The sequence below is a fragment of the Saliphagus sp. LR7 genome, from assembly GCF_003344565.1.
GTDB lineage: Archaea > Halobacteriota > Halobacteria > Halobacteriales > Natrialbaceae > Saliphagus > Saliphagus infecundisoli.
The window spans coordinates 26246-39586 of sequence record NZ_QPND01000024.1 but is presented as its reverse complement, the minus strand read 5'-3'; the positions used below and the strand labels follow the sequence as shown (position 1 = coordinate 39586).

Annotated in this window: 10 protein-coding genes; 1 reads left to right on the top strand and 9 read right to left on the bottom strand. The window is 55.3% G+C overall.

All coding sequences use genetic code 11. From position 1 onward, the window contains the following. Positions 1-141: 141 nt before the first annotated feature. Positions 142-1314, bottom strand: a complete 1173-nt coding sequence (locus DVH23_RS20095; RefSeq protein ID WP_114579166.1) for an IS701 family transposase — start codon at positions 1312-1314, stop codon at positions 142-144. Positions 1315-1968: 654 nt separating this feature from the next. Between DVH23_RS20095 and DVH23_RS23835 the strand changes: the two genes are divergently transcribed. Continuing rightward, positions 1969-2667 carry a hypothetical protein gene (locus DVH23_RS23835; protein WP_152424844.1) on the top strand — a complete coding sequence of 233 codons (699 nt, stop codon included), beginning with the start codon at positions 1969-1971 and terminating at the stop codon, positions 2665-2667. 555 nt (positions 2668-3222) lie between these two features. Here the strand turns inward: DVH23_RS23835 and DVH23_RS20080 are convergent. The 8 genes from DVH23_RS20080 to DVH23_RS23830 all read right to left on the bottom strand — a co-directional run bounded on the left by DVH23_RS20080 (position 3223) and on the right by DVH23_RS23830 (position 13332). Beyond that, positions 3223-4566 (bottom strand): ISH6 family transposase, encoded by a 1344-nt coding sequence (locus DVH23_RS20080; RefSeq protein ID WP_394342646.1) that lies wholly within the window; start codon positions 4564-4566, stop codon positions 3223-3225. 210 nt (positions 4567-4776) lie between these two features. Beyond that, a complete protein-coding gene (locus tag DVH23_RS20075; RefSeq protein ID WP_008422282.1) occupies positions 4777-5901 on the bottom strand; it encodes a hypothetical protein in 1125 nt (374 codons plus the stop codon). Further along, complete coding sequence (locus tag DVH23_RS20070) at positions 5898-8240, bottom strand: cation-translocating P-type ATPase (RefSeq protein ID WP_193364847.1); 2343 nt, start codon at positions 8238-8240, stop codon at positions 5898-5900. The genes DVH23_RS20075 and DVH23_RS20070 overlap by 4 nt, the downstream gene beginning before the upstream one ends. Before the next feature lie 64 nt (positions 8241-8304). Further along, on the bottom strand, positions 8305-9054 hold the full coding sequence (locus DVH23_RS20065; protein WP_008422280.1) for a helix-turn-helix domain-containing protein: 750 nt from the start codon (positions 9052-9054) through the stop codon (positions 8305-8307). A gap of 66 nt (positions 9055-9120) precedes the next feature. Further along, positions 9121-9405, bottom strand: coding sequence for a hypothetical protein (locus DVH23_RS20060; protein ID WP_008422279.1), 285 nt, complete (start codon positions 9403-9405; stop codon positions 9121-9123). Between the two features lie 128 nt (positions 9406-9533). Beyond that, complete coding sequence (locus DVH23_RS20055; RefSeq protein WP_232833851.1) at positions 9534-11396, bottom strand: transposase; 1863 nt, start codon at positions 11394-11396, stop codon at positions 9534-9536. A gap of 222 nt (positions 11397-11618) precedes the next feature. Beyond that, entirely contained in the window at positions 11619-12602 is a 984-nt protein-coding gene (locus DVH23_RS20050) for a hypothetical protein (protein WP_157972516.1), read from the bottom strand. Beyond that, on the bottom strand, positions 12592-13332 hold the full coding sequence (locus DVH23_RS23830; protein WP_157972515.1) for a hypothetical protein: 741 nt from the start codon (positions 13330-13332) through the stop codon (positions 12592-12594). The genes DVH23_RS20050 and DVH23_RS23830 overlap by 11 nt, the downstream gene beginning before the upstream one ends. Between the last annotated feature and the right edge of the window lie 9 nt (positions 13333-13341).

The window sequence follows — 13341 nt, the reverse complement described above, 5'->3', positions numbered from 1 at the left end:
TCTCGCTTACTCACCGCCGCCGCTGCTACAGCGACTGATCGAAGACGCGCAGAAGATCCACCAGCAACGACCGATCCTCCAGGAACAGCTCGCTACCGCCATCCAACCGACTGTTGAGGCTTAGCTACTTGACTTCGCACGTTAGACGAAGATTCCCTCGATTTCCTGCATGAGTTCGTCGGTGCTTCGGCTCGGAGTCGCGAGTGCCCACGAAAGGAGGTTTTCGACGCTTTCGCGGAAGGATCGCTTGATCTCGCTTCGGAGCGAAGTCGATCGTGCCAGGATCGTTCCAAGAGCGCTGTGTGCAGTCCCGAGCTTGAGGAGGCTGTAGGCCAGCATCAGCAGGTGCCAGTGGCGACTGGCACCTGCGGCCTGCCGGAGCTCGCAGTCTCCAAAACCAAGATCCTGCTTCGTGTCCCTGAAGAACGTCTCGACCCGCCATCTCATCGCGTATAACTCGATGAGATGGCTCGCTGGTGCGTCGATCTTGTTCGAAACGATGTACTTCACGCTCGGTTCGTCGTCCTCGTCGCTCGGTTCTCTCTTCGTGACCAGCAGCTTCACCTCACCGAGTCGGCTTACGTCACGTTTCTGGGTCCAGATATGGTAGGTTTCACCGTTGACCGTGCGCGGGACCGTGTCGATGCGCTCGCCAAGCGCATCGACGCGGATCCGTTCACCGCCGTACGTGACGCGTGCATCGCTTTTGACTGCCGAGACCCACTCTTTCTCAGCGGCTTCGAGTTGCGTGACGAATTCCTCGGAGCAGTAGGTCATATCGAAGAGATAGGTGTCCGCGGGGACACCTATCTCGAGGCACTCATCAACGAGTTCGAGTGCGAGTTCGACACGCCGTTTGGCGTCCTTTTCATAGAGGCGAAACGCAAGCGGGTAGGTGGTTTTCTCGTCGGCGTAGATCGCGTAGATGAGGTTCTGGCCCCAGATGTATCCTGGGACGGTATGGTCGTAAAATTTCCCAGCGTTGGGTATCTGCTCGCCGGTTTTGTGCGTGAAGGTGTCGTCAATGATGACGACACCGTCACTGGTCCATTTCGTATCGTTGGCCTGTTGAAGCAGTGCCAAACGTTCTTTGTTGAGTTGGTCTTCGTCCCAGTCGTATTCGGTAAGGAATTTGTTGAGGGCTCGTTCGCTTTTGGCTGGGAGAACGTGCGTCGAGATGCCTTGAACGGTCTTGTTGCTGGCCGCAACAAGACCTGTCACGTAGGTCTTGGCGTGGTGTTTCTGCCGCGTCGAGAAGCAGTCCAACTGATCGATCGGCTCGGTACACGATAGGAATGAAGTTACGGGAAGCATCGCCAGTTCATGCTATCTCTACGCGCTCTACCAGCATAACGTGCGAAGTCAAGTAGCTAAAGACCAATGGTCGTTCCTGATCAGCACCAACGCGGGAGGCCAGTCCTGTGATGGACTTGCGCTTGCCCGGACGAAGCAGCGCTCTGAAGTACTGATCGGCATGGATCCAGGTTCGTTCCCAGTGTGGCCAGGTTGAGCCGTCCAATCGGGTCGTAAACGCCGATTTGAACGGTGTGAGGAAGTTGCGAGCAGCGACGTTATTGTGCGGAAGAACGGACGACATGACTGATCGTGTCTCTCACGGATTGCTGAGACGATAGCTGTTCGGCAGACGTATTCCTCGGAAGTAGTGTGCGACGCGACCAAAAGACTGGTATCAGTGCTGGATGGTTGCTCGGGTTCGGCGTCAGCCGAACCCTTCGCAGAGATCGCGACACTCGGCTAAGGAGGCCGCTGCAGCATGTCCAGCGCACGCCAGCCTGGTCAGCCAGGCTGGCGTGCGCGTCCGATCACTATCCAAAACGGTACATCTGAAGAACCCGTCACCTCAACCTGGAGTTCTCCGAACAGCATCCTACTCCCCCCGAAGAACTCCGTTCAGTTCAGCTTCAATTTAGCAGTACTTATTTATGTTAGTGGATTGCTGTGTTCACTATGGAAAATAATAATAGGTCCCAATACGTTTCGAGGAGAAAATTACTTCAGACCAGCGGCGTATCTCTTGCTGGCTCTCCGCTACTCATCTCAACAGTGAGTGGGAACGAGCAACAAGAGTCTTGTGCGGAATGTCCAGACCATATTAAGGATACTGACACCGCTACCTATTATCGTGTCAGCGATGAAAATGGCGATCATATGATTAAGAAACGAAAAGATACCAACACGATCGAAGTAGCAAAAGTATCTTCTAATGATGATACTTTAAAATCAGCTTCTTCTCAAATAGCTCTGGAAGAATCTCAGTACTCAACTACTGCACGAAGCTATGATAGCTTTAGCAAGCGTATCGGCAGTTGTTCAAGCTACTATAACAACCATTATTATAAAGGTGCAAACATAATAACTGATGAGAATCCGCACACAATATCTACGTCAGTTCTTGGGGGAATGATTTGCGCAGCTCTCCCAATTCCTGGTGGACGGATTGCAGCGATATTTGCAGGAGGATTTTGCTCTGGACTAGCAGCGTTAGTCCAGGAGATAATTTACGATTCATCGTTTACCGTTGGAGTCTGGGACCGCGATAGTTGGAGAGTGCCGGGAATTTCCTATGGGGTTGGAGATCATGGTTCTAATTACTACGAATTAACAAGAGATGGCACTGCAACGGGCGTACACACGGGTTCTTTCTAACCTGACTGGAATGAAATATATAATGTGTCCATCCAATCAAGGTATATAAACGATGGACTTGATCACTATCTCGTATGCTATTGTCGGTGTAATTGCAGGATTAGTTATATTTATGCTTGATCAAACAGTACTAGAAAATAATAATATTATATACTATACTGTATTGCTTTTAGTCATCATTTCAATCGCAATTCTCGCTGACCGATCCCTACTTGCCGCAATGATCGTACTCGCCTTCATGGTATCTAGTACCATTATCCTAAAAGTAAGTGGAATATTGCGGCTTTAATTTGTGACAATTAGTTAATCAATTGATGTGAAATGTCATCAGGATTAGTATTTCGATCTCACATCCAAAGTGGGTGTGGTCTTCTCTTCTATCCGATCAGCGTATCCCGGTGTTCATCAACCTGTTCTAGTAAGCAAGTGCGGACGCGATCCGCCTCAAAATCAACGCCGACCGTGCATAGCTCCTCGTTCGACGGGGAGTGACCACCCTCGCCGCGCACTGTAGCGACCACGTCGTCCAATTGGTTGGTCGCGTCGCAAAACCGTTTAGACTTCACCTCCGGTGGCTGTGACCGAAACAGTGCAACGTATCTTCCTGTGAGTTGACCGCTGGAGGAGACCATCGAAGAACTGGCGGTACTGGTCTGGGTTCGCGTATTTAACCAGATTCAGCTGCAGGAGCGCCTCTAGCCCCTCTTCTGTCCATTGCATCCAATCACGTTTGCATCGTTTCGCCACCTCGCCCATTGCCCGTTCGACAGGGTTCGAGGTCCACGGCACCTCGAACCCCTCAAGTGCATCCTCAGCGAACGTCATCATCGACGGGATCCCACTTCGAAGATACTCTGCCGCTTTCGGTGAGGAGAACTGCTCTAACTGCCATGCCGTTTTTTCTATTCGTTCTTTCGTTCTGGCGATCCGTTCTCGGATCGCCGAACGCTCCTTCTCCGGACGGTGTTTCTCGACGGAGTTCTTGAGATGGGACAACTCCCCTGCAACCTCCGAGACGATCTCCGTACGATCATCCAATGAGAGCGAGCCGTCGTCCCACAGCTTGTAGCTGAGCGTTCGTGGAACGTGGCACAGGTCAAGTTGGTGTTTCCGTGTGTCAGTCCGAAACGCTGTGATGAGGCGGGTTTCAGCGTCACTGACGACCCTCGCGTCGTCAGTGATCGCCTCCATTGCCTCCAGTGAGGATGCGATCTCATCCCAGTCAGCATTGACCGAGACGTCGAGCACTGACCGTGTTTCTTCGTCGGTATCTTCCGCGAGAGTCACCTGGACGTCGTGGTAATCGCGGTCGTCGTCCTGACTGTAGCACTTGGTTCCATCAGGGATGACGGTGTCAGCTTCAGTTCCTGGAAGTCGGGTAGAAAGGAACTCGGTAAGATTCCTTCCGCACTGTGTGACGCGGCGTTGAATGGTATCCGGCGACGGCATCTTCTCGAAGCCGTCGCCGTGAGAAGCGGCATCGCGGTAAGAGAGTGTGGTTGCGAGATCGACGGCTTGCGCGGAGATATCCTGTTGATAGCGTTTCTTCCCATCGAAGTCGATGAGGTCTTCGATAGGGCGAAAGTGAGAGGTTTCATCATTTTGGCCAAGAGCGGTGTCTTCGACGTAATCGAGGGTGAATTCGTGCTCGCCGGCGGTGGTAACCGCCGAGCGAGTAGTAGTAGTAGCAGAGCGTTGAAATCGTTCGTTTCCGTTGCCGTGTGCGTGTTTTTCGCCACAATACGCCTCAACGAGGTGCTCGTTGAGGCTTTCGATGAGTGACTCAAGGAGCGTGGATTCGATGTTCTGATCGGTGAGAAACTCGGCAACGGCGGCAAGTGGATACTGTTCGGTCGGATCAATGGACAGGACCAAGTGAATGGTGAGCGTAATTTGAATCGGGGACTCTCTCATTTGATCAGTAGAGCAGTCCCCCTCCTTTCACGTATCAGCTACGACTTCTCACCGATAGGTGTCGTCCTGATTCTAAAGGATTCTGCGACGCGACCAATCAGTTTCCATATAGAAACCGTCACCCGGCGAACCATCCTGTGATGTATCCATCCCCATCTTCTGTCCTTGATTGTCAAAACAACTATAGTATCTTAGTTAGTTGCCTCGGCGTGCAACCACAGCCGCCGCAAGGACCAGGACAGCGACGAGCGCGACTCCGACACCGAAGCCCGGCCCGAACGCCCCGCTCCCGTTTCCGTCATCGTCAATTTGCTTAGTCGTTCCGCCTACACCACTCGTCGACTTACTCGTTTCGTCCACCGGGGATCGGGTTGTCGTGGTAATTGGTGTCCTTGTTGCCGTTGCGGTCTGTGTTGCCGTCGTGGTCGGTATCTCGGTAGTCTGCGTCGCAGTCGAGGCTGTTGCCTCGCTCTGCGTCGTAGTTGTTGCAGTTGCAGTCTGGGTCGTGGTCGTCTCGGTCGCTCTCGCTGTTTCGGTTGTAGCGTTGCCCGCGCTACTTGACGTGGCAGTAAACGTACTCACGCCGCCGCTGCAGGTGCCTGGACTGAGGTCGACTGGTTGACTCATGTTGAGTTCGGTCGTTTCGCCCGTTCCGGAGCGAGCGACCCAGCTCTCGATTTCGTTCTGCTCGGGTGATCCACTCCATTCCTCAAACGGATAGCGGTCTGTTTCGTCGTTGAACTTGATGTCCACAGTGATAGTACGATAGTTCGAACTTTCGAGTCCGCGGAAGGCGGCTCCATCCGTACGCCTTCCGTTGGCGCTCCATTCGATATGTGCGCCTGTATCGTTGTAGCTGAAAGTGTCGTCGCGGTTGGTGTAGTTGTCGTCCTCAACCACCCACTGACCATCCGCCGGAAGACCTGAGATATCGGCTGTGGCGACGTAACCGCCTGGTTCATCGATCTTGTCGTTGAGGAAGACGAGACTTAGCCCATCAGAACCTCGGTAAACGAATACCTGAATGGTCTGGTCGAGTTGGATATCAGTAGTTCCGAGCGAACTATAATTCGCCGTATCATTCAACACTTTATAATCGTAGAACTCCTCAACGGATTGTGTGCCGTCGCCAAGGGGCGTGATCTGCACGCACTGTGAACCCTGCTCGACGATAAACGTTTGACTTCCTTGGGCCGCTGCCATTCCTGAAACGACTACAGGTGCCGAAGCGACCACTACCATCCCGAGCGCGATACCGGCGAGTTGTAACCATCGGTTGTCGTTGAGACTGTGCTCGTGAGCGCGCCGCTCGCTACTCATTTCGAGGAGTCGCCTCCCCGTAGCGTGTCGGGAACCATCCGCGAGAGACGCATCGCATTGCCAGTGACACCGAGGCTCATACCCATATCGCCGACAACCACGGCCACCGCAACGCTGACGTAGCCGAGCGGGACGCCGATCGCGAGCAGTGCCTTCGCGCCGAGACTCGTCCAGATGTTCTGTTGAATCACGTTTCCTGCTTTGTCCGACAGCTCGTAGAGGTACGGCAGTTTCGAGAGATCGTCACCCATAAGTGCGATATCAGCAGTTTCAAGCGCTGTATCCGTTCCGGCAGCCCCCATCGCAATCCCGACAGTCGCGGTCGCAAGCGCTGGCGCATCGTTCACGCCGTCGCCAACCATCGCAACGTCGCCGTATTCATCACTCAACTCATCGATTGCTTCGACCTTCTGGTCAGGGAGGAGTTCCGCGTGGTACTCGTCAACGCCGACCTGCTCGGCAATCGCCTGGGCCGTTCCCTCATTGTCGCCCGTGAGCATTACAACATGACCGATACCCAACTCATGCAGGCGCTCGACAGCGCGTTGTGAGATCGGACGTACCTCATCAGCAATTGCGATGCCACCCAGCAACTCCGTTTCCGTTCCAATGAGGACGACCGTTCGTCCCTCCTCCTCAAGTCCGGCCAACACATGGTCAGCGTACTCCTTCTCCGCCTCTTCGGGACTAGAATTCTCAGTGACCTCCTCCGGTACGACCCCACCGTCAGTTACGCTGCGAGCTTGGGGGAGGTCGAAGCCGAGTTCCTCGAATAGTGCTGGTTTGCCTGCATAGTACGTCTCACCGTCGATAGTAGCTTGAATGCCCTTTCCAGTCAGGCTCTCGAAATTCGAGACAGGAGGAAGATCGGTTCCCTCAGAGTCCTCAGTATGGGTGAGAATCGCCTCAGCAATCGGATGTTCACTCCGCTGTTCTAACCCGGCACCGTATCGGAGCACATCTGGCTCACTGTAGTCTCCGAACGGAATCACGTCGGTGACCGTGAGTTCACCCTTCGTGAGCGTCCCGGTTTTGTCCATCGCGATAGCGTCGATTTCGCCCATTGCTTCGAGGTGATTTCCTCCTTTGATGAGCACGCCGTTCTTCGCGGCACTCGTAATCCCGGAAACGACCGAAACGGGCGTCGAGATGACGAATGCGCACGGGCACGCGATCACAAGTAGGGTGAGACCACGGATGAACCACGTCTGCCACGGCCATCCGAACGCGAGTGGCGGCACGGCAGCGGTGAGAATTGCCAGCACGACCACTATCGGCGTGTAGTAGCCCGAAAAGCGATCGACGAACTGCTCCTTTTCGGTTTTCTTCTCCTGTGCTCCCTGCACCATCTCGATGATTTTCGAGAGCGTCGAATCACCCGCCGTTGAGGTGACCTCTACTTCGAGATAGCCTTCCGCGTTGATACTTCCGGCAAACACTTCATCGCCGGAAGATTTGTCGATAGGTACGCTCTCTCCGGTGATTGAAGACTCATCGACCGCACTCTCGCCCTCGACAACTGAGCCGTCGAGTGGGATCTTCTCGCCGGGACGGACGATGACGGTTTCGCCTACGTCCACGTCCTCGGCCGCTACAGTCACCTCATCGCCATTCCGGCGGACCGTGGCCTCATCCGGCGAGAGTTCCATCAGTTCACGCAGCGAGTTGCGTGCTCTATCCATCGCGTAATCTTCAAGCAACTCCGCGATGCTGAACAGGACGGCTAGTGTCGCGGCTTCGACGAAGTAGCCGATGCCGGTGGCGGCGATGATCGCCGTCCCCATCAGGAAGTCGATGTCGAGACTCAGGTTCTTCGCGGAGTAGTAGCCTCCGCGAACGACGGGATAGCCGCTGACGGCGATTGCGACGAGAAATAGCCCGTCCGCGAGTGTGAGCGGATAGTCGAGGACGGTTGCAGCCTCGATGTTTTGCCCAGTGAGTACGAACTCGAAGAGGAGACCGAACACGAGAAACCCTGCTCCGATCCAGGTTTTGATGGCGCGCGAACTCGTCCAGATCTCCGAGGGAGGCGCGATTTCCACTCCTCCGGTCGATTCCTCACGAGAATCGCTTTCATCGCCGACGACGTCGTAGCCCGCACCCTCAATGGCTGCAACCACGTCGGCCTCGGTCACACGGTCAGAATTATAGGTCACCGTAGCCGTGCCAGTGGTCGGCTGGAGGGTCGTGTCAGTGATCCCGTCGACGCGTTGGAGTGCCTTACCGACCTTCTGCGCGCACGAGGGACAGTCCATCTCCGGAACGGCAAGCCGGACGGACAGTTCTCGCGCCTGCTTACTGTCGCCCGTCTGTTCCACTGCATCCACGTTCTCGGTCATCACCGTGAGATAGGGGAGTCAACTCGATAAGCCTTAGTTGGAATGTTCCAAACGGGAAGTCAGGTCAGGGTGATATCGACGGCTCCGAAGGGAGATTTTCGTGAGCAACGTGCTCCTTCGCAAGGTGTTCTTCCGCCCGTCGAAGTCGGTAGGTGAGCGTCGACCGAGGCACGTTGAGGTGCTCTGCTAGTCCACCTACGTCGATCTCTCGAGGCGACTCGTAATAGCCGTGTTCGACGGCAGCCTGAAGAGCAGCCTCTTGTTCTGGCGAGAGCCGGGTTGTTCTGTCGTTCGTATTGTTTGTCGAGGTCGAGGTGGCGGCCGTTCGGAGTATTTCCGTTCGGGCACAGTCGCCGACGGCAGTTGCGAGCTCATCGAAGAACGCACTCACGTCGCCCTCGCCGGAATGGATGATGCGCCAGGTGTAGTGACGACTCTCGTGGCGCGTGTCGAACAGTAGACCATCGCCGAGGTGGTCGCGTGCGATGTGGGGGATGGACGAGCAAAGAGGGGTGCGCTCCCAGTACGAGTAGAGAACGAGCGTGTCATCAGTCTGGTCAAGGATCTGTGTAGTCTGGGTAGCATCACAGTCCTCGGTTGCGAGACAGTCCGCATAGTAGTCGCTGTTGAGAAAGGCGTCTTCGATATCAGCGAGAGCATCGGGTGTCCCAGTAGCGTGATCGACGCGCCAGAGACGGTCCTCAGTGACGTGCAGCGAGAGCGATCGAATCCAAGCGTCTGGATAGTCAGCGAGAGTATCTGCCACCCTGTTGCACTTAGGTTCGTATTCGAGAGCGAAGACGAGCTCGCGCATACACTACTATAGCTGGCTCGGAGGCATAATACATGGCTTTAGACCGCCCGGATTTGGTTACTGGGGTTAGATCACATCGTCGTGATCGTGAGTTTCCTGCATCCGCTGTGCTTCGGTAGCGTATTGCTCTTGAAGGTCGGTATCGTCGACGGAGCCAAGATTGTTCGGGTCAGCGTCGACAGCCGCCGTGGTGTCGCGAACATCGGTAAAGGAGGTTAGTGCTCGTTCTTTGCGGTAGTACTGCTCACCATCGGGAGTTGCGTAGGTGAGGATGATCAAATTCTGCTCATCGTCGGAGTAGGTGCGTTCAACCAACCACACACGGATACCATTATCCAGTTGCTCCGTCATATTCGCCCGGTTGTTGCGCCTCGGGATTAAATGGTGGAGGTTGTAGATGGGTGTTTTCAGAGACACGGAACCCAAAGCCCATCCCGGCAGCACAAATTTCCGAAGAGATCTATGCATGAACAATCTACCTAGCCGACTTCAGGCACACATGCAAACACGAAGTTGAAGAACCGATAGTCGCGCTCAGTTGAGGTAGTGCGTACCATAAAGTGCTTCTGCTTCTTGAAGCCGTTCTCAATCCCCCAGCGGTGGCGATACCATCGAATGAGGCGCTCGATCATGTGGACGAACGCCTTTCCGTCCATCTGCTGATCGTCGGCATCACCGGCGGTTACGTAGGGGTGATTCGTCTCGAATACCACGGTTTCGCCGGTGTCAACCTCTCCCTTCTTTGCTTTCTGCTTGCGCTCTTCGACTTCCTCTTCGCGCTGGATGTCCGCGAGCAATCGCGAGAACGATATCCCTTTGCTCGGTTCGCCGTCCACGTCCTCGAACTCCCACTCGCCGCACAGTTCTGTCCACACTGCTGAGAGATCGTCGTCTTCATCTTCGTCGGCGGAGTTCGACTGCTTCGGGAGGTAAACCTGCTTGCGCGTGGGCATCCCATCGTCGGCCTTCTCCTCAGTGACGTGGAAGCGTTCGCCGGTACGGTACATCCATGCGATGGTGTCTGCTTCGTCGCTATTGGCGAAGATGCGCGTGGGATTCAGATAGTGAACGTCGTACTCCTCGCAGGTGTCCTTGACCGGATCGCTATCGAACTCCCGATCCATCATCACGAGGTCGATGTCGACCATCTCGGTCGCCTGCGACAGGAGCTTCTCAACGATCTCGTCTTTCGACTGTCCGCGCACGCGCGGGATAGCGTCGAGAACGAGCGGGACGTCCATCCCGACAATCTTGAGTACCGCCCACTGGTAGTACTCGTTGCCGTCCTTGTACCCGAGGATGTCGTCCTCATGGTCCTCTGGGTCGCCGGTGAACGGGAAGCCCTTGGTCACGTCGATGGCCGCAAAGACCGGCCCATCGAGTTCACCGTTCTGGCTGGCGCGAGCGATCAGCATTCGTGTGGTGTCTCGCAACATCTCCCGAATCTCCGCGACGGAGAGCTTCCCGATCTGATAGCGGTGGGTTGAGCCCGTCGGGATGCGCTCCCGTGTCGTGTCGAGCGAGAATGAGGCGGGGCCGCTCCGAGCGTACATGTCCTCGCGCATCCCCATGTAGGCGTGTTGCTCGAAGAAAGCGTTCTCGTGGATCTGCCAGTTCGGTCCGCGGTCAAGCGCGAAGGCGTCGGTCACGAACGGTTTCGCCTGCTGCCACACCTCGTCGGTCTTCTCGGCGACGAGCTGGTGTTTGGGAGGAGTGTCGGCTTCGGATCCATCCGCTCCATCGGTGCTGGTCTGATCGGGAAGCGGAACCTCGCAGACACGCGCGGCCATCACAACCGCGTCAGCACACTCTTGCACGGCATCGCGGAGTTCCGCGCTGAAGCGTTCGTTCCACGCACGCCAGAACGTCGATTGATTCGGGAGCGTCTCGAACCCGAGACCACGGCGAACCGAGGAATTGGCTCGCAGGTAGTCGTGGAGCGCGGTTTCGCCCCAGCCGTTGATTTCCTTGAGTAAGCACGCTCGCACCAGTAGCGTCATCGGATACGATCCCGAGTACGGCGCTAACGAATCGTGGGCGGCGAACGTGAGGTGATTGATCGGCAGGTCACAGATCAGCGTCTCGACGTCGGCGTAGTCCGTGGCGTGCTCGCAGCGCATTTGCGCGATGGAAGTGATGTCAGCGACGAATCCGTCGAGATCATCGCCTATTCCCTCGGATTCGCTGTCGAAAAACCGCGGCTGTCCGGCGATGGTGGTGTCGGCGAGACTCGGCGGGACGGTCGTCGTGGTTCCGTTCGATCGATCTGCGGCCGGTGGCTGCGTCTCGATGCGTGCGTCCGTGTCGGGTGAGTCCGCGTCCGACGCTGAATTTCTACCCATGATATCTGAATCACCGTCACCACGAGTCACCCGACAGACGGACGCTGGGCGGTGTCTCGCCCCTTACGTACGTCCACTGTGATGCGGTGAGCGTTGTACCACAGGTTTCTGTGTGTCGAACGAACCGTCGGACTACACGATGAATCCGATTCGATAGACATCTGAAGCCATATATTCTGTTGGATTGTTTCTAACATGTAACATATCAATAGAAATCGGTTTTTACTCCATTTGACGCACCCTGTATCCGGTAGCAATTAACAGGCCAATGGCTATTAGTGCAAAGATCGCGTTCCCAATCCACGCAAGCGAATCCTGTGGCCGAACGAGGGCCGTCAGTACAAAGCCAGCGAATATATAGGTCGGCAGTGTCCCGGCCACCAACGCGAACTCATGGCGGACGCTCCACTCTCGCCGCCTCGAGAGACGGAGAAAGACCAGTGCTCCCGCGAGGAGAAGCACAGCACCGAGTAGTACTCCGTCCCAACTCTCCGGTCGCAGGAAGAACGCATTTATCCAAACAAACGTAGCCGTGCCCAGGGTCCATGGCTTCGGCACCCATCCGTCGGCATCGTTCGGGCGGTTCTCGAACAGGAACGCGGTGACGATAAGCAGGAGCGCCACAGCACCAGCGCCGAGCATCTGTGCGGGTGTTGCCAGAAACCCCTCGGTAGCCTGTTGGTCTTGAAAGATAAGCCAGCAGCCAAAGAGGTACAAGAGCCCAGTCAGCACCAAGCCGAGGTTTCCCAGCCACGGCGTCTTCCGCCTACTCGGTGTCAACATTTCGACAATCGCAATCGGAATGCTGATACTCCAAATCGCGTGGCCGACGATAAAGGACATCGCGTTGTAAGCACTGATGCCGAGAATCGGTATAGGCGTGACACCTAACGTTGGTACATTAGAAAAATTTTGATTGAAGAGCCCTTGGTCCACCAGGCCCGCCTCGATGACGCCGTACGCTAGACCCAGAAGCATTATCGTCGGCCACCCTCTCCCAGTCCGGCGCGTGACCTCCCGAATCAAGAGCGCACCGCCGCCGTAGAGGGGGACCAGAAACGGGATGGCAACAAGCATGTCGAGTGGGATGTTGCCGAGAAGATACTCCCCGATCCAAGGCGCGAGAACGAGCAAACCCACCGCCGGTGCAATGCGGCGGAACATCGACCGGTCTACCGCCGAGGAGATCATGTTATTATCGGACATTTTTTCTCGTTGAGAGTTGCTCCTCGTCGTCCTCCTGGAGATGTCGATCTTCCTCTGCTTCTCCTCGAATTTTGACGAGAGATACGTTCTCTGGGGCGAACCTGTCTACCGCTGTTGCAAGATGCTCACGGTTGAATGACTGGCTATCAATGGAGATCCGCAAAGCCGATGGAGTTTCAGAGGAGGTCGATAAATCGACGTCATGATCGTCGGGAAGCGAGCCATTAGAGACAAGACGCAGCCCGATTTCGACCTCACTAGATTCAGAGGCGGAGGATTTCGGTTGCGTGATTACCACTTGTCGAATGGATGACCACGGTACACTCACATCTCGAATTGTCACTCCGTCCGATCGAACCGCCAAGATTGAGGCGTCAATCGCTTCCACGATCACCGCTATACCAATCACTAATTCAGCGAGCGTAAAGATCAGATCAAGTGCTCGGTCAGGCTTGAAAGGGAGAGGGTTATTAAAAGGGAGGGAAGGTCCATCGTTCCCATTGAACGGAGGAAGCCACGTAAGCATTGAAGTCAAGCGATCGACTATAGCAACAATAGTGGCAAACCAGTCGAACTGAGAGAAGAACGAGAGGAGAGGATTAAGAAGCCAGTCGATTCCGTAGAAATATAGCACGGCGAGAGCCACTAAGGAGAGAATTGGTTCGGCAACTTTTTCAGCTAGTTCAAGCGACGTGGGGGATTCTTTAATGACGTATTCTTCTTCAGCCATGTTTTAGAA